This is a genomic window from Sphingobium sp. FG58 (genome assembly GCF_057809055.1).
Genome location: NZ_JBMDJF010000007.1, coordinates 158,784 through 179,720, shown reverse-complemented (window position 1 = coordinate 179,720; position 20,937 = coordinate 158,784). Strand labels below are relative to the sequence as shown.

Here is a 20,937-nt window from a genome sequence, read left to right as displayed (position 1 = left end):
CAGGGGCGAGGGCGCGACCCGTAAAGCTACGGGGTGGCCGAAAGGTCGGGGGCGGGCTGCGGCACGGGTGAGGTCGCGGCGTGGATCACCCGCTGGGGATAGGGGATGGTGATGCCATTATCCCTGAACAGGTGCCACAGCCGGTTGAGGACGTCCGACTTCACATTGCTGACGCCGCCCTCCGGGTCGCTGATCCACACCAAAATCTCATGATCTACGCGGCTGTCGCCAAAGCCGATCAGCCAGACATTGGGTTCGGGTTCGCGCAGCACCCGCTGGCAGTCGAGCGCGGCTTGCCGCATCAGGCTTTGTGCCAGCGTCAGGTCGCAATCATAGCCGACCCCCACGGGGATGCGAACGCGGACGTTCCGGTCGGAATAGGACCAGTTCTCCACCTCCTGCGTCATGAGGTTTTCGTTGGGGATCAGATGTTCCTTGCCGTCACGGGTGATGACGCTGACGGCGCGGACGCCGATCTTGTTCACCCAGCCGAAACTGTCGCCCACCACGATGACGTCGCCCGGCTTGATCGACCGGTCCATCAACAGGATGATCCCGGCGATCAGATTGCCGAAAGTCTTTTGCAGGCCAAAGCCGATGGCGAGGCCCAGCGCGCCGGAAAAGACCGCGAACGCCGTGAGGTCGATGCCGAGCAGATCGACGCCGACGAAGAAGGCGGCGACGATGACGGCGATCGCCGCGAGCTTTTGCGCCAGCAGCTTCTGGGTCGGATCGAAGCCATCGGTATGGTCGATCGACCGGCCGATCAGCCGGTTGGCGAGGCGGACGAGAGCGAAGAGGGCAACGCAGGTCGCGGCGATCGACAGCAGGCCAAGCAGGGTCACGCGCCGCTTGCCCAGGCTGATGCCGACCGTGTCGAGCATCGCACCGACCGGGGCGAGGCCTCCACTGGTACCCGACACGATGCTGAGGAAGAGCAGCAGCGCAAGCGGCAGTGCAGCCCAGCGCGGAATCGCCAGCGTCCGCAGCGCATAAGCGGCGAGCAGCGCGACCGAGAGGCCAAGGCCGATGCCCAGGATGAGATGACCGACCGAGGCATGAGGCCAGAAGGCGGCGGCGATGCCGATGAGCAGGGCCGAGAGTGCATAGCGCAGCATCGCCCGCAGCCGCTGGGTGAAGGCCGGTCCCATGACATGGGTGCGGGGATGCAGGCGCGGGGCGATGAAGCGGGCGAAACCGGCAGCGGCGAGATGGAGCAGCAGCGCAAGCGCCAGGGCGATCAGCGGATGGATGATGCCGCTGTCGTCAGGCACATGAGCCAGCAACCAGTCTATGCCGGGCATCATGTTCTAACCCCCGTCGCGGACGGTGCGGAAGCGGGCGAGACCGGCGGCGAGATCGGCGATCAGGTCGGCGGGATCTTCCAGCCCGATATGGAGGCGGACGGTCGGACCTTGTGCCTGCCAGACCGTGGCGCTGCGGTAGCGGGCGGGATCGACGGGCAGGGCCAGGCTCTCAAAACCGCCCCAGCTATAGCCGATGCCGAAATGGTCCAGGCCGTCGATCAGGGCGGCGCGGGCGGCGTCGTCCCCGCCGTTCAGGACAAAGCTGAACAGGCCGGTCGATCCGCTGAAATCGCGTTGCCACAGCGCATGGCCGGGGCAGTCGGGCAAAGCGGGGTGGAGGACGCGGGCGACCTCTGGCTGGTCCTTCAGCCAATGGGCGATGGCAAGCGCGCTGTCCTGATGCTGTTTCAGGCGCACGCCCAGGGTGCGCAGCCCACGCGAGGCGAGCCAGGCATCGTCGGGGCTGACCATCTGGCCGAAGAGATAGGCGGTCTGGCGGATTTTGGCGAACCAATGATCGGTCGCGGTGACGCTGCCCATCATGACGTCGCTATGGCCGACGATATATTTGGTGCAGGCCAATATGGAGATGTCGACGCCGTGGGACAGGGCCGGGAAATAGAGTGGAGTCGCCCATGTATTGTCCGCCAAGGTGACGACGCCGTGCTGGCGGGCAAGGGCGGTGATGGCGGGAATGTCCTGCACCTCGAAGGTCAGGCTGCCGGGGCTTTCGAGGAAGAGGGCGCGGACCCGTTCATCGGCTAACCCGACACTGAGCTGGACAATGTCACAGGGATCGTAAAATATCGTTTCGATTCCGTAATTATCGAGCATTTGCGTGCAAAAACTGCGGGTCGGATCATAGGCACTGTCGACCATCAGCAATTTGTCGCCCGGCTTCAGCACCGCCATCAGCGCGCAGGCGATCGCCGCGACGCCCGACGGGAAGAGCATCGTCCCCGCCGCGCCCGGCTCCATTTCGGTGAGCGCGTCGGCCAGGCTCCAGGCGGTCGGCGTCCCCTTGCGCCCGTAGAAGAGCCGTTCATGCGTGCTGCTGCCCGCCGCGCGGCGCAGATGGGCGACGTCATCGTAAAGGATGGTCGAGGCGCGCCAGACCGGCGGGCTGACGATCGCGCCGGGCTGGCCGGGCATCCCGGTCCATTCGGGCTTGCGCCCCGCCTGCGCCAATCTGGTCAGCGGCTTGCGCTTATCATCGTCGCTCATGCCGGGCCGGTCGCCTTGGGCGTAGCGGGATCGAAACCCCATTCGGACCAGCTGCCGTCATAGAGGGTGACGTCGCGCTGCCCCAGCAGTTCAAGACCCGCCAGCAGGATCGCGGCGGTGACGCCGCTGCCGCAGGTGGTGATGACCGGGCGGTCGAGATCGATCCCGGCGTCCAGCATCAGCTGTCGCAATTCGTCGCCGGTTTTCATGCTGTTGTCGGGGTTGAAGAGAGCGGAGGAGGGCAGGTTGCGCGATCCGGGGATATGGCCCGACGCCATGCCGGGGCGTGGTTCGGCTTCCTCGCCCGTGAAGCGGCCCGCGCCCCGCGCGTCGAGGACTTGGGCTTGGCTGGTGGTGAGGTTGGCGATCAAATCGGCCTTGGTGCGGACCTGACCGGGCGCGCGGCGGGCGATGGCGTTGCCGGGCGTAGGGGTGACGGAGCCGCTTTGCGTCGCGCGGCCCTCCGCTACCCATTTGGGCAGGCCGCCGTCGAGGATCGCGGCCGATGCGCCAAGGCCATAGAGCCGCACCATCCACCAGCCGCGCGCAGCGCTGTGGATCGGGCTATTGTCATAGACGATGACGCGGCTGTCGGCATTGATGCCCAGCGCCTGGGCGCGCTGCGTCATCAGCGCGTCGGGCGGGATCATGCCGGGGGTCGGATCGTCGGGATCGTTGAGGCTGGGCAAATCCATATAGGCCGCGCCGGGGATATGGGCGGCTTCAAATTCGGCGCGCGGGTCGCGCGGGGTGCCGGGCAGGAACAGGCTGGCGTCCAGAATGCACAGGTCCGGCTTGCCCAGTTCAGCGGCCAGCCAGTCGGTCGATACGAGAATGTCCATGCGATGCCCTCTGGCCTGTTATGTCCTCCGTGGCATCGGGAACGATTATCCACCGTTCGCCCTGAGCCTGTCGAAGGGCCGTTCTGTCTCTCTTTGAAGGAAGGACGGGGCTTCGACAAGCTCAGCCCGAACGGTTGAGGGTGAGCAAATCGATCAGGACGGGACCAGTTCACCCGCGGCGCGGGTGGCGGCGCGGCGATATTGGCGCGGTCCCTGGTCCAGGCGGAAGGGAGCGAGCCGTTCGGCGGGCGGCTCCTGTTCCTGCCCCAATATGAAGGCGCGGGCGGTGCGGCCATGGCCCAGCGGTTCGGCCTCCTCCGGTCCCCAGCGATAGCTGGCGTCGAAGGCCGCGAGCGGGATCAGCAGGCTGCGCTGGCCCATCGTCACTGGCACGATCTGATCGGGCATCAGCCGCAACTCGCCGGTCAGCCGCCTTGTTTCGCCGGGCATGATCGATACGGCGGCATGGAGCGGCAGGCCGCTTTGCTGGGCGAAGAAGCTCTGAAGCAAGGCCTGCTGCTGCGCCCCTGCATTGCCGATGATACCGCGCACCAGCACATCCTGCGCCGGGGTATCGCCGCGATTGTGGAGCAGCAACGTATAGCCGACCGTCATGCCCATCATCGAATAGCGCGCCTGGGTCAGGTCCAGCGCCATGTCGAGCCAGGGGCGGTCGGGCGCGTCGGGGATGGCGGCGACGGGCGCGGGTTCGGGCGTCGGCGCGGGCTGTGGGGCTGGCGCGGGTTTGGGGAGGGTTGGAATGGGGACCGGCGCGGGCGGCGCAATCTCGACGTCGGCTTCGTCCTGCGCGGGCTGGCGACGACGGCGCAGCAAGAGGGCTGGGACGATCGCCAGCAACGCGAGCGCACCCGCGATGATCCAGGGCCAGGGGGTGGCGTTGGTCGGCGCGGGCGAGAGTGGCGCTTCATCAGGCACCGCAGCGGCAGGGGCTGGAGCAGGCTCCGGTGTGGGCTGTGGTGCTGGCGCTGGGGCCGTGACCGGGCTGCTCTCGTTACCGGGTGTTGTGCGTTGCGCTTCTGCCGCCGGGCTTGGGGCGGGCTGTGCCGGGGTGGCGCGTGGCGTGGGTGCAGGCGCGGGAGCTGCGCGCTGAGTTGGGACTTGTGGCGCAGGCTGGGCAGGCGCGGGCGTCGGCGTCACCGTCGGCGCGACGACTGGCGGAGGCGCTGTCGTTGGCGCAGGGGCGCGGAACACATCGAGTTCCGGGCCTTGCTGGCGGGGGTTGGCGGGCTGCGGCGCGGTGGCGGGCGGCAGGGTGAATACCGGCGCGGCCTCCTCCGCCTGCTGGGCATGAACGGGCAGCGCGAGCAGCAACGGCGCGGCGAACAGGAACGAACGATGATACCCCATGGGTCGAGCCAAGGCACAAGAGCGGCTGAACCGCAAGTGAACAATGAGAAGCCGATGACACCAGCCGTGCAATCGCGTAGGGGAGCGGCATGACCGACCCTGCCTTGACCCCGCTCCATCTGGGCCAGACCAGCGCCCTGCCCACCCGCCCGGAAGAGGCGGTGCTGGACTATGTCCCCAACCCCCGGCCCGGCCGCAATTATCTGGTGCGCTTTGCCGTACCGGAATTTACCTCGCTCTGCCCCGTGACCGGCCAGCCCGATTTCGCCCATCTGGTGATCGACTATGCGCCCGGCGACACGATCGTCGAATCCAAGTCGCTGAAACTGTTTCTGGGCTCGTTCCGCAACCACGCCGCCTTTCATGAAGATTGCACCGTGGGGATCGGCGAACGGCTGTTTACCGAGATGAAGCCGGTGTGGCTGCGCATCGGCGGATACTGGTATCCGCGCGGGGGGATTCCCATCGACGTGTTCTGGCAATCGGGCGCGCCGCCGCAGGATTTGTGGCTGCCCGCGCAGGATGTGCCGGGCTATCGCGGGCGGGGGTGAGGTTGCCATGTTGCACTTCGTCATCCTGAACTTGTTTCAGGATCCATTGGCGCAACTCTCGTTCAAATGGACCAAGGCTAGCGCGAATGGATCCTGACTTTCGTCAGGATGACGAGGAGAGGGAGCATCGCGTGCGTTCCCTGTTGGACGAACGCACAACAATGTTCGACCAGCGACATTGAGATACCATATCATTGCGTGACCGATGCAGCGAAACGGGCTATTCCGCGTTCATCACGGTGCCGGTCCGATCGGACCCAAGCCTGCCTGACGTGTCGGAGTCTGAAACCCTATGTCGCTTGCCAAAATCCTGCCGCTGCTGATTGCAGCCGCGCCCATCGCCCTTGCCACGCCTGCGCTGGCGCAGTCCGGTCCTTTGGCTGGTCCCGCCGCCGGGATCACCACCCAATTGCCGCGCGGCGCGGTGCCGGGTCATTATGCGATCGAGGTGACGCCCGATGCGACGAACCTGAAATTCACCGGCAAGGTGACGATCGACGTCACGGTCAGCACGGCGATGCCCGCTCTGGTGCTGAACGCCGCCGACCTGACCTTCGGCGATGTCATGCTGACCCCGGCCAAGGGCAAGGCGATCAAGGGCAGCGCCAAGGTGGATGCCGATGCGCAGACGGTAACGCTGGACTTCGGCAAGCCTCTGGTGCCGGGCCAATATAAGCTGTCCATCGCCTATGCAGGCGTCATCAACACGCAGGCGAATGGCCTGTTCGCGCTCGACTATACCAATAATGAGGGGCAGGCGAAGCGCGCCCTGTTCACCCAGTTCGAGGCACCCGATGCGCGCCGTTTCGTGCCGAGCTGGGACGAGCCAAGCTATAAGGCGACGTTCGATCTGAGCGCGATCATCCCCACGGGTGAACTGGCGGTCGGCAACATGCCGGTCAAGACGACCAAGGATCTGGGTGGTGGCAAGACCAAGGTGACGTTTGGCACGTCCCCCAAAATGTCATCCTATCTGCTCTTCTTTGGCCTGGGCGAACTGGAGCGCGCGACGAAGATGTCGGGCGCGACCGAAGTGGGCGTGATCACTGGCAAGGGCAATAGCGGGAAGGCTGCGCTGGCGCTGGATGCGTCGGCGAGCATCCTGCCCTATTTCAACGATTATTTCGGCACCCCCTATCCGCTGCCCAAGCTGGACAATGTCGCAGGGCCGGGCCAGAGCCAGTTTTTCAGCGCGATGGAAAATTGGGGCGCGATCTTCACCTTCGAGCGCGCCTTGCTGGTCGATCCGCGTTTCACCTCCGAAGCGACGAAGCGCCGCATTTACGAAACCGTCGCGCATGAAATGGCGCATCAATGGTTTGGCGATCTGGTCACCATGGCCTGGTGGGACGACCTGTGGCTGAACGAGGGCTTCGCCAGCTGGATGGCGACCAAGGTGACCGACAAGCTGCAACCCGACTGGGAAATGCTGCTGACCCGCGTGGACGGGCGCGAGGCGGCGATGAGCCTCGATTCGCTCGCCACCACCCATGCGGTGGTGCAGAAGATCACCACCGTCGATCAGGTCAATCAGGCGTTCGACGCGATCACCTATCAGAAGGGTGAAGCGGTCATCACCATGCTGGAGGGCTTTGCCGGCGAGGATGTGTGGAAGAACGGCATCCGCAGCTATATGAAGGCGCACGCCTACGGCAACACGGTGACCGACGATCTGTGGAAGGCGGTCGAGGGCGCGGGGGCCAAGGGGCTGGTGAGCATCGCCCATGACTTTACCAGCCAGCCGGGCATCCCGCTGGTGACGGTCGAGAGCGCCCAATGTCAGGGCGGGCAGACGGTGCTGAGCTTGAGCCAAGGTGAATATAGCCGTGATGCCAAGGGCAAGGTGCCGCTCAAATGGAATGTGCCGGTGATGGCGCAGACCATTGGCGGCGCGCCGCAGCGGCTGATTTTGCAGGGCAAAGGGCAGATGGTGCTACCGGGTTGTGGTGCCTATGTCGTCAACGCCGGGCAGACGGGCTATTATCGCTCGCTCTACCCCGCCGCCAATGTGCAGGCACTGGCGAAGGATTTTACCAAGCTGGCGTCGATCGACCAGACCGGATTGCTGGCGGATAATTTCCAGCTAGGGCTGGGCGGCTATCAGCCGATCGGGCTGGCGCTGGACCTGATCGACGCGGTGCCGGTTTCGGCCAGCCCCGCCGTGCTGGCAGAGGTGCCGGGCTATCTCGACAGCGCCTATGCCATGCTGGAAAGCGACAAGGCGGCGCACGGCCGGGTCGCTGCCTATACGTCGGCCAAGCTGACCCCGGCGCTGAGCGCGATCGGCTATGACGCCAAGGCTGGCGAGGGCGCGCAGGTGCCGGTGCTGCGCTCCGCGCTGATCTCCACGCTGGGCGATATGGGCGACAAGGCGGTGGTGGCGGAGGCCAACCGGCGCTTTGCCGCGCTGGCAAGCAACCCCGCCGCGCTCGACGGGCCGCTGCGCAATGTGTGGCTGGCGATCATCGCGAAGAATGCCGATCAGGCGACCTGGGACAAGTTGCGGGTGATGGCCAAGGGCGCGAAGAGCGATCTGGAAAAGAGCAGCCTGTTCGCGCTGCTGGGCGCGGCGAAGGATGAGGGGCTGGGCGCCAAGGCGCTCGACCTGGCGCTGACCGACGAACCGGGCAAGACCACCAGCGCGGCGATCATCGCGCAGGTGGGGGCGGAGCATCCGATGCTGGCGGTCGATTATGTGCTGGCGCACCGCGCGCAATATGAGGCGCTGATCGATGTGTCGGCGCGGAGCCAGGCGCTGGCGCGGCTGGGCGGCGGGTCGGCGGACCCGGCGATGGCGACCAAGCTGGACGCCTATGCGACCCAATATCTGACGCCCGAATCGCGCAAGGTGGTCGATCGCTCGATCGCTGCGATCAAGACGCGGATCGAGACGCGGACGCGGCTCAAGGCACCGCTGGCGGCCTGGTTTGCCGCAAAGAAATGAGCGGGAAGGGCGGTGGCGCGATCCACCGCCCTTTTTGTTTCAGAACAGGCGCCGTTCGCTGGCGGCGCGTTCCAGATCATCGCGGAAGGCGGGATGGGCGATGGCGATGAGCGCGCGGGCGCGATCGGCCAGGCTTTTGCCCTTCATGTCGGCCCAGCCAAATTCGGTGACGATGATGTGCGTGTCGGTGCGCGGCGTCGTCACCGGGCCGTCGAGCCACGGCACGATGCGCGACACGCTGCCCCTGGCGGCGGTGGAATGGCAGGCGATGATCGACCGGCCACCCTTTGAGGCATAAGCACCGCGCACGAAATCGAGCTGGCCACCGGTGCCGCTATATTGGCGACCGTTCATATATTCTGAATTACATGCACCGCTCAGGTCTATCTGAAGCGTGGCGTTGACCGACAGCATCCGGTCATTCTGCGCGATGATGTGGGGGGCGTTCACATGCTCGACCGGATGCGCTTCGAGCGCGGGATTGTCGTGCAGAAAGTCGTAAAGCGGCTGGTCGCCCATGGCGAAGGTAAAGACCGACTTGCCGGGATGCAGTGTCTTGGCGCTGTTGTCGACGACTCCGGCCTGGACCAGGCTGACCAGACCAGGCGAGAGCAGTTCGGTGTGGATGCCGAGGCGGCGGTGGCCCATCAGCGCGGCGCACACCGCATCGGGCACTGCGCCGATGCCCATTTGCAGACAGGCACCATCCTCCACCATCGTGGCGATAATCGCGCCAATCGCTTCGTCCGTCGCATTGCGGGGGAGCGATGGGATTTGCGCTAGCGGCGCATGATGTTCGACCAGGGCGGTCACGTCCGACACATGGACCAGGCAATCGCCATGGACATAGGGCATGGCCGGGTTGACCTCCACGATCAGCTGCGCGCCGCTGCGCGCGACCGCCAGCGCATAGTCGGTATCGGTGCCGAGGCTGAAATAGCCGTTGGCGTCCATTGGCGAGACGGTCGTGATCAGCGTATCGACGCCGATATGCTCGGTCAGGGCGCGGGGTATCTGGTGGAAGGGGACGGGCAGCAGTTCGGTGAAGGGGGCGGTGCCGCCCGCGATCAGCGCGTCATTGGCGCGCTCCACACCGCCATGAAACAGGCTGACCCGGCGGATGCGGTCGCCAAGGTCCGGGGCGAGGATGGCGGCGGCGGACGCGGCTGGCGCAAGCATGGCATAGAGGGTGGCGTCGCGCAGTGTACCGGCGCGGACCCGGTCGGCCAGCGATGCCGCCAGCGCAGGCGGGAAGCTGACGGCGAGACCGGCGACGATCTTCGCGCCGTGCGGGATCAGCGCGACGGCCCGGTCCGCCGTCATTCTTTTTGCGGTGTAGAGGTTGTCGATCGTCATGGCTTCTCCCCGGCTCATCCGCGCCTTGTCGGCTGATGAGTCGGGGAGCGCAATCCATCATTAGTGGGATGCGGGTGCGACCTTCATTGCGGCAGGCTGAGCGCTTTCACGATATCGTCCCACGCGACCAGCTTGAAATTCTGCGCGGCGGCTGCGTTGTGGCCGTCCTGCGCGATAAACAGGCCGCCGGGGAATTGCGGGCCGAAATCGCCCAGCATCAGATCGATACCGTCGGTTTCTTCCGATCCGCCAATCGTGCCATCGACCACGCGGAAGCGACCGACATAGGCGTCGTCGGACAAGCGATAGGCGACATAGGCATTGTCGCCCTGGCTGGAGACGAGGACATAGCCGTCCTTCTCGCCCATGGGCGCGATGGCGACGCCTTCGGCATCCATGACCAGATTCTTGCCGTCGGCTGCGGCAATCTGCACTGGCGTGGTCGGGCCTGTCGCGCGGGCGTCGAAGCGCCAGAGGCCGACATCTTCCTCTGCGACATAGAGACGCGCCGTGCGGTCATCGACGGCGCAGCCTTCCGATTGGGTGCCAAGCTTTAAGGTGCGGACGATGCGACCCGTGGGCGTCGCCCCGGACGTATCGAGCGCGACCTGATTGATCGTGCCGTCCTTCAGCACGATGAAGGCGTAGAGACCCGCGGCGTCCGACCCCATGCAGATGCCATAGGCTTCGCCCGCGCCGCCATCGACCTTGCCCAGCGCGGTCAGTTTCGCGGTGGCGGGGTCCAGGCGGAACAGGGCGACCTTCGCGCTGGTCACGGCGTTGCGATCGCTGGCGGCGACCAGGATGCCGCGCTGGCCGTTGATGCTCACCCCGTCCTTCAGATCGACATTATTGACCCGGCCCGCATCCAGAAAGTCGCGCACCTTGCCGTCGAGGCCATAGACATAGAGGCCCGCTTTCTTGTCGGTCCCCACGATCAGGCTGGCGGCGGGATCAGCCGCGTTGCGCCAGATCGCCGGATCGTCCGCCGCATCGGCATTGGTGGTGCCGACCGGGGTGGTTTCGCCGCGCGCAGTCACGGAAACGGCAGGCGTGGCATTGGCGATGCGAACAGCGACAGGTATTTCGGTTTCAACAGTGGTACAGGCCGACAATGCAATAAAAGTGAAACATGAAATCATCGAACTGTAATATTTATTTCGCGATATAGTCACCAATGCCTCCTAGCGGCCCATTCAGACGGGCTAGATACAAGAGATGGTCCGATCGTCAATGTATCTGTTAAATGACAGGGGGACTATATGGTCGCGAATAAGTGGCTGATGCTGGGTTGTGCTTCGCTTGCACTGATGTCGGCACCCGCCGGTGCGCAGGCACCTGCCGCCGCTGATGATGTTGCGCGGACGGACGGGCCGATCACCCAGGCCGCCGACATCGTCGTCATTGCCGGAATCGGCTATCGTGACCGTACCGACACGCCCGAACCTGTGCTGAAATATGGCACCGATTATTTCCAGCGGTTCGAGCCGCTGACCGCAGGTGATGCGCTCAAGCGCGTCCCGTCCGTCACCTTCCTGTCGGACGTGATCGAAAGCGACGCGCCGCGTCTGCGCGGTCTGCCGCCGGGCTATACCCAGATTTTGATCAATGGCGAACGCGTCCCCGGATCGTCCGCCGACCGCAGCTTCTTCCTGGATCGCATTCCTGCGGAGCTGATTTCGAGCGTCGAGATCGTCCGCTCCTCCTCCGCGCGCCGCACTGGTGATGCGGTCGCAGGCACGCTCAACATCAACCTGCGAGACGGCTATGAGCTGAATGGCGGCTATGTCCGCGCGGGCGGGCTTTATTATGACGACAAGGAAATCGAGCCGAGCCTGGGCCTGGTCTGGGGCGGTCAGGTTGGTCCCGGTCGTCTGTTGCTGGGCGCGAATTTGCAAGGGCGGCACAACCCCAAGCAGAAGAAGAGCCTGCGCTATGGCGATTCGCCGGAAAACAACCCCGATTACGCCACCGACGATTTCGACAATCGCGAGGATCAGAGCGATACCCGCGATGGCAAGGATTACAGCTTCAACGGCACATATGAGATTGACGCTGGCGACACCAATTTCAAGCTGAACGGCTTCTACGTGAAGACCGACCGGACCGAGACCGAGCGCAGCTTTGAATATGACGATCCGACCGCGATCAGCGGTCCGGTGCCGACCGGCAACCTGCTGAGCGACAATGCCAATGTCGCCAAGATCGACCAGGAGAATTTCACGATCGACGGCAAGCTGTCGCACCAATGGTCGGCGGGCAAGACGTCGCTGCGGGTGAGCTACGCCAAGTTCATCGAGGACCGCCGCGAGACCGAATATGAGATTGGCTTTGATGTCGATGAGGGCGACGATCCCGAGTTTGAGGGCGCGCTGACCGAAAATGATCTCAAGGACTCCGAATTCGCAGTGAAGCTGGAGCATGAGGTTCCGCTGGGCGAGACCATGAAATTCGTTTTCGGCGGTCTTTATCAGGACAAGAACCGCCGCCTCGGCATCGTCGAGGGGAGCGAAGAAGGTGAAGGCTCGTTTGCATGGGATCAGTTCAGCCAGAATCCAACCGATCTTCACGATGAATTCGAGGATGTGGGGCCGACCAGCGACAGCCGCATCAAGGAAAAGCGGCGTGACCTATTTGCATTGGTCGAGGGTGACACCGGCAGCCTGAAATGGGAAGCAGGCTTGCGCTACGAGAATACCAAAGTGGGCGTCAGCGACTCCATCAACGATGAGGATTTCGCAAATCGACGCAACAAATATGATGCCTTCCTGCCGTCGGCATCATTCAAACTGTCGCTGACCGACCATGACCGCATCATCGGCTCGGTCGCGCGCACCCTGCGTCGTCCGGAGTTTAACTACATCACGCCTGTCGTGCTGGTTGGGGAAGTGGGCGACAACGACTTGCTGGGTAATCCGCAACTCGACCCCGAAACCGCCTGGGGTTTTGATCTCGGCTATGAGCATCGCATGGGGCGCGGCATCGTTGGGCTCAATGTCTTCTACCGCAAGGTCAAGGACCTGATCGAGCTGATCAATACCGGCGAGGAAGGCGATGACGGTCCAGGCAGCTTCGTGTATCAGCCGCAGAATGTCGGCGACGGAAAGGTCTGGGGCATTGAGTTCGACCTGTCGACCGACCTCGGGTTCATCGGTCTGCCGAACACCGGCATCTTCGGCAATGCGTCTTTGCTGGACAGCGAAGTGCGCGACGATCTGGGCAAGCGCCGGTTCAACGATCAGGCGAAATATGTGTATAATTTCGGCTTCATCCAGGATTTCCCGAACTACGGCGCGGCATTTGGTGCCACCTATCGCAAGCAAGGGTCGGCCTTCGGCCGCGTATATGCCGAGGAAGTGACCACCACTTATGGCGCGGACCTGGAGATCTTCGTCGAAAAGCGGTTCGGCAAGAGTTTCACGATCCGCGCGGTCGGGTCCAACCTGCTGAACGGCGCCAAGCGCGAGACGTTCAACAAGTTCGACAATCTGGCCGACCAGATCGACCGCGATTTCGACGAATATGAGCTGGAAAGCGAAAAGGCCGGACCGGTGTTCCAGATCATGGCGCGCTACGCCTTCTGATCTTCGGTCTGCTTCTGCAAAACAGGGAAGGGGGCTGCGGCGGACGCAGCCCCCTTTTTTGCGTCAGGAGGCGGTGTTGAGATAGGCGGCGACGGCATCGACGCTGTCGCCCACCGTATCGACCGCTTCCTCCAGTTCCTCGCGCGACACGTCGAACCGGCGCGTCCAGTAATCGACCGCCTCGGCATCATCCAGGCAGACTTGGCTGGCCTCCGGCGGCCCTGCCTGGCTTTGGTCTTGGTTCATCGTTGCGCCCGTCTGCTGAGTCTTCTCAAAGCATCAGCAATGCACAAATGGCGACCTATGTCCGCTTCCCTTTAGGACAGGTTTTGGCCTTCAGGACAGGGGAGCGGACGCCCAGCGGCGCAGCTTGGCGTAGAGGCTGCCGATCACCAGCGCAAAGATCAGGATGGAGAGCGGCACCGCCCAATGGCTTTCCCCGACCAGTGCCAGCGGCGCGTCGCTGTCCGTCGCCGCGACGATCCCGGCGAAGGCGACGCCGAACAGGCTTTCGCCGACGATGAAGCCCGTGGCCATCAGCACGCCCATCCGCTCGGCAAATTCGGGGTGCGACTGGCGCAGCGCCCAGCGGTTGTAGAGATGGCCGATCACGGCACCGACCGGGATCAGCAGGGTCAGCGCCATCGGCAGGTAAATGCCCATGCCGACCGCCAGCGGTGGCAGGCGCAGCTTGCCCGCCTTGCCCAGCAGTTCGTCGACCAGCACGACCACCGCGCCGATCCCCGCGCCGATACCGATCAGCCCCCAGTCGAGATCGCCGCCCAGCACGCCCTTGGCCAGCGCGGAGATGAGCGCGGCCTGCGGGGCGGGGAGGGCGTTGGGTCCGGCACCCGGCGCGCCTGCAAAACCGAAGGCGCTATTGAGCAGGTCCAGCACCGGCGGGATCACCAGCGCGCCGAACAGCACGCCCAGGATCAGCGCGATCTGCTGCTTCCACGGGGTCGCCCCGACCAGCTGGCCGGTCTTGAGGTCCTGGAGATTGTCGTTGGAAATGGTGGCAATGCCGAACACGATGGCGGTGGTGAACAGCGCATAGGCAACAAGCGCCTGACTGCGATCCGGGTCGCCGCCCGATCCGTAAATCGCCGCCAGCATGAGCGACGCGCCCAGCACGGCGAGGATGCCGACGCCCGAAATCGGGCTGTTCGACGCGCCGATCAGGCCCGCCATATAGCCGCAGACCGAGGCGATGACGATGCCCGCGACCAGCACATAGGCGAGCGTCAGCGCGATCACCGGAATGGGATTGGCTGCGATGGGGCCGCCCTGCGCGAAAATCCAGAGCAGCACGCCGATGGGCAGCATCGACGCGACGATGGTGCCGCCGACAATGCCGATCGGCAGATCGCGCTCGGTCAGCGCGAGGCTGGCGGCATTGCCCGCCTTGCGCGTGGCATTGGCGACGAGAGCCGAGCGGATACCGCTGACGATGGGGCCAAGAATCTTGAGCAGGGTCCAGATTGCGGCGACGCCGATCGTGCCAGCGCCGATGAAGCGCGCCTTCATGCGGAAGGTGGTGCCGACCAGTTCGGCCAGGTCCGCGCCCGCAGGGACGGGCGTGGTCAGATAGGGGACGATGCCGACCCAGCTGATCAGCAAGCCCACGAACATGGCAACGCCGACCGACAGGCCGACCAGATGACCCACGCCGATCAGCGCCATGGAGAAGCTGGTCGACATGGAGGTCGCGCCCGCGCCGAATTTGAAGAAGGTGGCGGCTTCCTCGGCCAGCAGCTTGGTTTTGGCGATGATGGAGAAGGCGGCGGCGGCGAGCGCGCTCAGCAGGATGGCAGACAGGCCGCGCTTATTCTCTTCCTCGCCGAGGCGCGATCCGGCTCCGACTTTCAGCACTTCGGCGGCGGCGACGCCTTCGGGATAGGGCAGGTCCGATCCGGTGACGAGCGCGCGGCGCAGCGGCACCGAATACATGACCCCCAATATGCCGCCCAGCGCGATGGTGCAGGCGGAAAGCCAGTAGGGAAAACCCTGCCACCAGCCGATGATGACAAGGCCGGGCAGCACGAAGATGATGGCCGACAATGTGCCTGCGGCCGATGCGATGGTCTGGACGATGTTGTTTTCCAGGATCGTGCCAGTGGCGAAGAGGCGCAGCACCGCCATGGAGATGACCGCGGCGGGAATCGAGGTGGCGAAGGTCAGCCCGATCTTGAGGCCCAGATAGACGTTGGCGGCAGTGAAGATCAGGGTGATGAGCGCGCCGAGAATGACCCCGCGCAGCGTCAGTTCGGCCATCGCGCTGGCCTGTGCCTTCTCCATTGTCACCCTGAATCCCCTTGGCTTGGCGCTTGTCGTTGGAACTTGTAATAATGTTGCTTGGTTTTGGATCAATCGGAAAGTGCGATCGAGCGGTTTATGACGCCTTTCTTGTCGCGCCCGCACCAGGCGCGACGCGATCGAGCCAATGGTCGATCAGATGTGTCCAGCGCTGATAGCCCCGTGGGTTCATGTGCAGCCCGTCGGGGCGAAAGAGCGATGCGTCTGGCAGGCCGTCGCGCGCCAGCAGCACGCTGCCGACGTCGAGATAGGTGAAGCGATCCGCCCCGGCACGCTCGGCAATCGCCTGGTTGACCGCCGCCATTTTGGGCCACAGCGTCCAGCGGATCGGGCTGGGCTTCAAGGACAGGAAAGCGATCGGCGCACGCGGATAATCGGTGCGCAGCCGTTTGAGCAGGGTCAATATGTCGTCGGCGACCTTGTCGGGACTCGCGCCTGCGGCCAGATCATTTTCGCCGACATAGACGACGATCGTGCGCGGCTGGATCGGCGGCAGCAGGCGGCGATAATGGCGCAGCACATCGGGCGTGCTTGCCCCGCCAAAGCCGCGATTGACGGTGGGAATGTCGGCAAAGCTGGCCGCTATGTCCCACAGGCGGATGCTGCTACTGCCCAGGAACAGGGTCGCGCCATCCACCGGCGGGCTGGCGGCATTGGCTTTGGCAAAGGCCTCAATCTCCCGCGCGAAAGGGAAGGCCGGGTCGGCATTGGGCGGTCGGTCCTGCGCCTGCGCACCGCCCGCGCCGGGGAGCGCGAGCGCCAGCAGCAAGGCTGCGATCGCCCTAGTGGCGATGGAGCGGGCGCAGGCGATATTTGCCGTCCGCATAGGCACCGAACATGCCGGTAATGGCGGGATGATCGACCGGCTCGTCGCTGTCGTCGGTCACCAGATTCTGCTGGCTGACATAGGCGACATAGCTGGATTCGCCATTTTCGGCGAGCAGATGGTAGAAGGGCTGTTCCTTGTCCGGCCGCGCATGTTCGGGGATGGCGTCATACCATTCCTCGCTATTGGCGAACACCGGATCAATATCGAACACGACGCCGCGAAAGCCGAACAGGCGGTGCTTGACGACGTCGCCAATGCTGAAGCGGGCATGGACAATCGGCGGGGCGGTGACGCCAGAGCCGAAAATCTGAATCGTGTCTTTCATAGGGCCAATTTAGGAGTGTTCGCCCGTCACACAAGAAAAATACCGACAAGGCTGCTTGGCAAGGCGGGAATCATTCGCTAATGGCCGCGCTCGACCCGGTTGGGACGGGCTTTTCCTGTGTGAAAAGCCGTATGTCCCGGCCTTCTGCGGAGAGGTGGCAGAGTGGTCGAATGCACCGCACTCGAAATGCGGCGTGCCGGTGACGGTACCCAGGGTTCGAATCCCTGCCTCTCCGCCAGTTTCCCTTGAAACCATTGCTGGAACAGGGATTTTGCACGATAGGGATGATGGTCCTCATGTCGTCGCTTCCCATCCTCTACAGCTTCCGCCGCTGCCCCTATGCGATCCGCGCGCGGCTGGCTTTGCTGGTGAGCGGGCAGGCGGTGGTGCTGCGCGAAGTCGTGTTGCGCGACAAGCAGGATGCACTGCGGCAGGCGTCCCTGAAGGCGACGGTGCCGGTTCTGGTGTTGCCCGACGGGCAGGTGATCGACCAGAGTCTGGACATCATGCGCTGGGCGCTGAGCCGGTCCGACCCGGAGGGGTGGCTGATGCGCGACGATGTCGGGCTGGTCGCGGCCAATGACGGTCCGTTCAAGGCGCATCTGGACCGCACCAAATATCCCGACCGCCATGGCAGCGATCCGGCGGTCCATCGCGCCGCGGCGCTTGACTGGTTGCATAGGCTCGACCGGCGATTGGGCGGGAGCGATCAGCTATGCGGCGCGACGCGGGGGTTGGCCGACATGGCGATTGTCCCCTTCGTCCGCCAGTTCGCAGCGATCGACCCGGCCTGGTTTACAGCGCAACCGCTGCCCCATCTGCGCCGCTGGCTCGACGGACATTTGCAAAGCCCGCTGTTCGCCGCCGCCATGGTGCGCATCGCGCCCTGGCGCGAGGGCGACGCGTCGGTGGTTTTTGCGCCCGCAAAGGACGCTCCCGGCGATTTCTGACTTTTATGCGAAATATTTTCAGATAATTCGGATAAAATCCTAACTTCTGGTAAAATATTCAGCGTATTTTAACAAAGCGCCTTGAAAAATCTTGTTTTTCCGGGATTTTTTCAAACTGGCACGCCTCCTGCAATGCTGTTGGCATGATCCAAAACGGATCGCCAATCATTGTTCAGGGAAGGACATATATCATGAAGACCATCGCTTTCGCCGCCGCCGTTGTCGCCGCCACCCTCGCCGTTTCGGCCGCCAGCACCCCGGCTTTTGCCGCGGCGCAGGGCAGCTTTGGCAAGGCCAAGGTGACCTATGACGCCAAGACCGACCGCTATTGCTTCCGCGAAACCGTGACCGGTTCGCTGATCCCCGTGACCCAGTGCCAGTCGAAGGCCGAATGGGCGCGCAATGGCCTGACCATCAGCCGCAAGTCGAGCGTCCAGCTGGCCCAGCGCTGATGCTATCGCAGGCACCCGCTCCTGGGGAGCGGGGCCAGCCCGTAATGGAGACGGGTGGCCGGTCCTGCCAGACCGGCCTGACCCGATTCCGGCGATCATCGCCTTAGACACCGGTCATGCCCCAATATCCGTCATTTTCAGGCGATAGCCGATCCCCGGTTCGTTGCAGATGATCTGCGGTCGTTGCGGGTCTGCCTCCAGCTTCTGGCGTAGGCTGCGGACCAGGACGCGCAGATATTCGACATGATGGGCATATTCATTGGGCCAGACCTGGTCCATGATCTGCTTGTGGGTGATCACCCGGCCGGGAAAGCGGGCAAGCTGGGCCAGAACGCCATATTCCTTGGGCGTCAGATGGATTTCCTGTCCGTCGCGCGTCACGATGTGGGCCAGCAGGTCGATGCCGATATTGCCGACCTGCAACTGCGCCGCGCCGCCCGCGCGGGCCAGCCGGTTGCGCAACGCCACCCGCACCCGCGCCAGCAGTTCGTCGGTGTCGAACGGCTTGGTCAGATAATCGTCCGCACCCAGATCGAGCGCCGCGACCTTCTCGTCCGTGGCGTCGCGCGCCGACAGGATGATCAGCGTGGTGTCCGTCTCCTTCTTGATTAGCGGCACCAGTTCCAGCCCGTCACGATCGGGCAGGCCCAGATCGAGCAGGGTTATCGCAGGACGCACCCTGCGCAATGCCTCCATTCCCTCCCGCGCAGTCGCGGCTTCCACCGTGTCATAATCCGCGCGGGTCAGCGCGGCCTGGACCAGGCGGCGGATCTGCGGTTCGTCGTCGATGATGAGCAGGCAGTGGCGCAGGGTCATGGATGGTTTCCGTCAACGGGGGATCGGACAGGATGAGCGACTGGGGCAGTGTCAGGTGAAGCAGGCAGCGACCGGATCGGTCAAGGCCGGATCTGTCATTGTGCGTGCTGCAACGCTCATGCCCATGGCTTGGGGGAACGCCTCGACAATGGGATGGCCGCGGCGCAACTCCGCGCAAAAGCATTTCTGTCCTGCTCCCCAGCATTGCTTGAGCGACGTTTGTCTATAGGATCGATAGATAAGCTGCATGAGTCGGCGCGGAGGATGCATGATCGAACGGCAGGGACAGGATGGGCGCTTTGCCCGGTTGCGGGCGCGACTGGCGCAGGCGCTGTTGCGCGAACCCACGGTGGTCCTGCTGGAACGGGACGCCGACGCCTTCATGCGGGCGCGCGATCCGGGCGATCTGTCCGGCCAGCCGTGTGAAGCGATGCGCTGACCCCTTCGCAACCGCAATATCCACCCTATATTGCGCCGGTCTTTCACGTTCATGCAAGGAGCCTTCATGGCCACCAACCCCCGCACCGTGACCCGCGCGGTCGATCCGCTGTTTCTGGAACGCTGGTCGCCACGCGCTTTTGACAGTTCGCCAATTCCGCAGGTGGACCTCGACACGCTGTTCGATGCGGCCCGCTGGGCGCCGTCGGCGTTCAATTATCAGCCCTGGCGTTTTCTCTATGCCCATCGCGACAGCGCGGACTGGAGCCGGTTTCTCGGCGTGCTGGTGCCGTTCAACCAGAGCTGGGTGCAACATGCAGGCGCGCTGGTCTATGTCCTGTCCGACACGCTGACTGCCGCGCCGGGATCGGACGATTTCAAGCCGTCGCACAGCCACAGCTTCGATGCAGGCGCTGCCTGGGCCTTGCTGGCGTTGCAGGCAACCCGGCTGGGCTATCATACCCATGCGATGAGCGGCGTGGATTTCGACGCCGCCCGCACCGAACTGGCCGTGCCGGATCGTTTCCGTATCGAGGCGGCAGTGGCGATCGGGCGGATTGGCGACAAGTCGGTGCTACCCGAAGCCTTGCAGGCGCGCGAAGTGCCGAGCGATCGCAAGGAAATCGCAGCGTTCGCCCGACCGGGTAATTTCGTGGATTAGAGCTTCAGCCGGACTCGGCGAGCGGTAGCGACATATCCTGCGCCACCTGCGCGCCGAGCATCCGGCCGGACAGCCAGGCCAGTTCAACGCGCGGCCCCAGCAGCCAGTCGCCGCACGCGCCCAGCCGGATATGGTCGTTCCAGAGCGCGCCATTGTCGGTGCCGCGCGTCATGGCAAAGCGCCACCGATGCGCGGTCAGATGCGCCACAGGCGGTAATCCTGCGCCGCCGGTCATTTGCGCCAGCGCATCGAGCAGCAGCGGACCGATGACGTGCGGACTTTCTTCCAGATGCGCCGCCGACCAGGCACCATTGGCCTGCACGACCCAGGCTTCCGGCCCATCGCGGCCCGGCTTTGCGCTGTTGCGCGCCGCCCAGGACAGGATGCCGCCGCCGCTGACATGATCGACCGACAGATCGACCGGCTCGGCAAAGGCGATCATTGCGGTCCAGCAGGGTTGCGAGCGCGCCGTCATCGCCACCCGCGCCATCGCCAGATCGTGCAAGCCCAATATGGATGCGGCCTGTTCGGACGGCAGCGCGACGATCACGGCGTCAAATGGCCCTTCCATGCCCGTGTCCAGCCGCACCCACCAGCCCGCCGAGTCGCGTTGCAGGCCATGGACATGATGCTGGAAATCGACCCGATGGGCTGCCGCCATATGGCGGATCGGCGCATTCATGGCCGGGTTGCCGATCCAGGCGTCGGCACCGGCTTCGGGCCAAGGGACGACGACCCCGACCGCAGCCCAGGCATCGACCTGATCACGGAACAAAGGATCGCGCACGGTGAAATATTGCGCGCCATGGTCGAAGCTCGCGGTGCCAGCGGAGGTTTCCACCCGGCGGGTCGACATGCGCCCGCCCGGTCCGCGCCCCTTGTCGAACAGGCGCACGGCAACGCCGTCCTCCGCCAGCCGGTCCGCGCAGGCCAGCCCTGCCATGCCCGCGCCTATGATCGCTAGCGTCACCCTG

General features: G+C 64.4%; 19 protein-coding genes and 1 tRNA gene. 8 read left to right on the top strand and 12 right to left on the bottom strand.

The window, feature by feature from the left end; genetic code table 11:
- Positions 1–26: 26 nt before the first annotated feature.
- The 4 genes from ACODR8_RS11195 to ACODR8_RS11180 all read right to left on the bottom strand — a co-directional run bounded on the left by ACODR8_RS11195 (position 27) and on the right by ACODR8_RS11180 (position 4,741).
- Positions 27–1,307 carry a mechanosensitive ion channel family protein gene (locus ACODR8_RS11195; protein WP_489007297.1) on the bottom strand — a complete coding sequence of 427 codons (1,281 nt, stop codon included), beginning with the start codon at positions 1,305–1,307 and terminating at the stop codon, positions 27–29.
- A gap of 3 nt (positions 1,308–1,310) precedes the next feature.
- Positions 1,311–2,531, bottom strand: a complete 1,221-nt coding sequence (gene metC / locus ACODR8_RS11190) for a cystathionine beta-lyase (protein WP_489007296.1) — start codon at positions 2,529–2,531, stop codon at positions 1,311–1,313.
- A complete protein-coding gene (locus ACODR8_RS11185) occupies positions 2,528–3,373 on the bottom strand; it encodes a sulfurtransferase (protein WP_489007295.1) in 846 nt (281 codons plus the stop codon). Before ACODR8_RS11185 ends, metC begins: the two co-directional genes overlap by 4 nt.
- Positions 3,374–3,526: 153 nt before the next feature.
- Positions 3,527–4,741, bottom strand: a complete 1,215-nt coding sequence (locus ACODR8_RS11180) for a hypothetical protein (protein ID WP_489007294.1) — start codon at positions 4,739–4,741, stop codon at positions 3,527–3,529.
- An 89-nt stretch (positions 4,742–4,830) separates the two neighbouring features.
- Between ACODR8_RS11180 and queF the strand changes: the two genes are divergently transcribed.
- Positions 4,831–5,292 carry a preQ(1) synthase gene (gene queF / locus ACODR8_RS11175; RefSeq protein ID WP_489007293.1) on the top strand — a complete coding sequence of 154 codons (462 nt, stop codon included), beginning with the start codon at positions 4,831–4,833 and terminating at the stop codon, positions 5,290–5,292.
- A gap of 292 nt (positions 5,293–5,584) precedes the next feature.
- Positions 5,585–8,236, top strand: a complete 2,652-nt coding sequence (locus ACODR8_RS11170) for a M1 family metallopeptidase (RefSeq protein ID WP_489007292.1) — start codon at positions 5,585–5,587, stop codon at positions 8,234–8,236.
- A 39-nt stretch (positions 8,237–8,275) separates the two neighbouring features.
- Here the strand turns inward: ACODR8_RS11170 and ACODR8_RS11165 are convergent, their stop codons facing one another.
- Positions 8,276–9,592 (bottom strand): acetyl-CoA hydrolase/transferase family protein, encoded by a 1,317-nt coding sequence (locus ACODR8_RS11165; protein ID WP_489007291.1) that lies wholly within the window; start codon positions 9,590–9,592, stop codon positions 8,276–8,278.
- Between the two features lie 83 nt (positions 9,593–9,675).
- A complete protein-coding gene (locus ACODR8_RS11160) occupies positions 9,676–10,734 on the bottom strand; it encodes a phytase (protein ID WP_489007346.1) in 1,059 nt (352 codons plus the stop codon).
- A 120-nt stretch (positions 10,735–10,854) separates the two neighbouring features.
- Between ACODR8_RS11160 and ACODR8_RS11155 the strand changes: the two genes are divergently transcribed.
- Positions 10,855–13,176, top strand: a complete 2,322-nt coding sequence (locus ACODR8_RS11155; RefSeq protein ID WP_489007290.1) for a TonB-dependent receptor plug domain-containing protein — start codon at positions 10,855–10,857, stop codon at positions 13,174–13,176.
- Between the two features lie 63 nt (positions 13,177–13,239).
- Here ACODR8_RS11155 and ACODR8_RS11150 read toward each other — a convergent pair whose 3' ends face one another.
- The 4 genes from ACODR8_RS11150 to hspQ form a co-directional block, all read right to left on the bottom strand.
- Positions 13,240–13,422, bottom strand: coding sequence for a DUF3606 domain-containing protein (locus tag ACODR8_RS11150; RefSeq protein ID WP_489007289.1), 183 nt, complete (start codon positions 13,420–13,422; stop codon positions 13,240–13,242).
- Between the two features lie 90 nt (positions 13,423–13,512).
- Positions 13,513–15,474: an OPT family oligopeptide transporter gene (locus ACODR8_RS11145; RefSeq protein ID WP_489007345.1), complete on the bottom strand. Its 1,962-nt coding sequence runs from the start codon at positions 15,472–15,474 to the stop codon at positions 13,513–13,515.
- Positions 15,475–15,568: 94 nt separating this feature from the next.
- Complete coding sequence (locus ACODR8_RS11140; RefSeq protein ID WP_489007288.1) at positions 15,569–16,318, bottom strand: GDSL-type esterase/lipase family protein; 750 nt, start codon at positions 16,316–16,318, stop codon at positions 15,569–15,571.
- A complete protein-coding gene (gene hspQ, locus ACODR8_RS11135; RefSeq protein ID WP_489007287.1) occupies positions 16,275–16,646 on the bottom strand; it encodes a heat shock protein HspQ in 372 nt (123 codons plus the stop codon). Before hspQ ends, ACODR8_RS11140 begins: the two co-directional genes overlap by 44 nt.
- Before the next feature lie 148 nt (positions 16,647–16,794).
- Between hspQ and ACODR8_RS11130 the strand changes: the two genes are divergently transcribed.
- The 3 genes from ACODR8_RS11130 (at position 16,795) to ACODR8_RS11120 (ending at position 18,048) form a co-directional block, all read left to right on the top strand.
- Positions 16,795–16,884 (top strand) — tRNA-Ser (locus ACODR8_RS11130).
- Positions 16,885–16,942: 58 nt separating this feature from the next.
- A complete protein-coding gene (locus tag ACODR8_RS11125; protein ID WP_489007286.1) occupies positions 16,943–17,596 on the top strand; it encodes a glutathione S-transferase in 654 nt (217 codons plus the stop codon).
- Positions 17,597–17,787: 191 nt separating this feature from the next.
- Positions 17,788–18,048, top strand: a complete 261-nt coding sequence (locus tag ACODR8_RS11120; protein ID WP_489007285.1) for a hypothetical protein — start codon at positions 17,788–17,790, stop codon at positions 18,046–18,048.
- A gap of 114 nt (positions 18,049–18,162) precedes the next feature.
- Here the strand turns inward: ACODR8_RS11120 and ACODR8_RS11115 are convergent, their stop codons facing one another.
- A complete protein-coding gene (locus ACODR8_RS11115; RefSeq protein WP_489007284.1) occupies positions 18,163–18,864 on the bottom strand; it encodes a response regulator in 702 nt (233 codons plus the stop codon).
- A 268-nt stretch (positions 18,865–19,132) separates the two neighbouring features.
- On the opposite strand from ACODR8_RS11115, the gene ACODR8_RS11110 reads away from it, so the two are divergent.
- Positions 19,133–19,303: a hypothetical protein gene (locus ACODR8_RS11110; protein WP_489007283.1), complete on the top strand. Its 171-nt coding sequence runs from the start codon at positions 19,133–19,135 to the stop codon at positions 19,301–19,303.
- Between the two features lie 66 nt (positions 19,304–19,369).
- Complete coding sequence (locus ACODR8_RS11105) at positions 19,370–19,963, top strand: nitroreductase family protein (RefSeq protein WP_489007282.1); 594 nt, start codon at positions 19,370–19,372, stop codon at positions 19,961–19,963.
- Positions 19,964–19,967: 4 nt separating this feature from the next.
- Here the strand turns inward: ACODR8_RS11105 and ACODR8_RS11100 are convergent, their stop codons facing one another.
- Positions 19,968–20,933 (bottom strand): NAD(P)/FAD-dependent oxidoreductase, encoded by a 966-nt coding sequence (locus ACODR8_RS11100; RefSeq protein ID WP_489007281.1) that lies wholly within the window; start codon positions 20,931–20,933, stop codon positions 19,968–19,970.
- Positions 20,934–20,937 lie beyond the last annotated feature (4 nt).

Bases quoted from the DNA above. Each gene is read 5' to 3' on its own strand.
- ACODR8_RS11105 (WP_489007282.1), top strand. From the start codon at position 19,370: ATGGCCACCAACCCCCGCACCGTGACCCGCGCGGTCGATCCGCTGTTT.
- ACODR8_RS11120 (WP_489007285.1), top strand. From the start codon at position 17,788: ATGAAGACCATCGCTTTCGCCGCCGCCGTTGTCGCCGCCACCCTCGCC.
- ACODR8_RS11185 (WP_489007295.1), bottom strand. From the start codon at position 3,373: ATGGACATTCTCGTATCGACCGACTGGCTGGCCGCTGAACTGGGCAAG.
- ACODR8_RS11195 (WP_489007297.1), bottom strand. From the start codon at position 1,307: ATGATGCCCGGCATAGACTGGTTGCTGGCTCATGTGCCTGACGACAGC.
- queF (WP_489007293.1), top strand. From the start codon at position 4,831: ATGACCGACCCTGCCTTGACCCCGCTCCATCTGGGCCAGACCAGCGCC.
- ACODR8_RS11140 (WP_489007288.1), bottom strand. From the start codon at position 16,318: ATGCGGACGGCAAATATCGCCTGCGCCCGCTCCATCGCCACTAGGGCG.
- ACODR8_RS11160 (WP_489007346.1), bottom strand. From the start codon at position 10,734: ATGATTTCATGTTTCACTTTTATTGCATTGTCGGCCTGTACCACTGTT.
- ACODR8_RS11180 (WP_489007294.1), bottom strand. From the start codon at position 4,741: ATGGGGTATCATCGTTCGTTCCTGTTCGCCGCGCCGTTGCTGCTCGCG.
- ACODR8_RS11110 (WP_489007283.1), top strand. From the start codon at position 19,133: ATGATCGAACGGCAGGGACAGGATGGGCGCTTTGCCCGGTTGCGGGCG.
- ACODR8_RS11145 (WP_489007345.1), bottom strand. From the start codon at position 15,474: ATGGAGAAGGCACAGGCCAGCGCGATGGCCGAACTGACGCTGCGCGGG.
- metC (WP_489007296.1), bottom strand. From the start codon at position 2,531: ATGAGCGACGATGATAAGCGCAAGCCGCTGACCAGATTGGCGCAGGCG.
- ACODR8_RS11155 (WP_489007290.1), top strand. From the start codon at position 10,855: ATGGTCGCGAATAAGTGGCTGATGCTGGGTTGTGCTTCGCTTGCACTG.
- ACODR8_RS11170 (WP_489007292.1), top strand. From the start codon at position 5,585: ATGTCGCTTGCCAAAATCCTGCCGCTGCTGATTGCAGCCGCGCCCATC.
- ACODR8_RS11165 (WP_489007291.1), bottom strand. From the start codon at position 9,592: ATGACGATCGACAACCTCTACACCGCAAAAAGAATGACGGCGGACCGG.
- hspQ (WP_489007287.1), bottom strand. From the start codon at position 16,646: ATGAAAGACACGATTCAGATTTTCGGCTCTGGCGTCACCGCCCCGCCG.
- ACODR8_RS11115 (WP_489007284.1), bottom strand. From the start codon at position 18,864: ATGACCCTGCGCCACTGCCTGCTCATCATCGACGACGAACCGCAGATC.
- ACODR8_RS11125 (WP_489007286.1), top strand. From the start codon at position 16,943: ATGTCGTCGCTTCCCATCCTCTACAGCTTCCGCCGCTGCCCCTATGCG.
- ACODR8_RS11150 (WP_489007289.1), bottom strand. From the start codon at position 13,422: ATGAACCAAGACCAAAGCCAGGCAGGGCCGCCGGAGGCCAGCCAAGTC.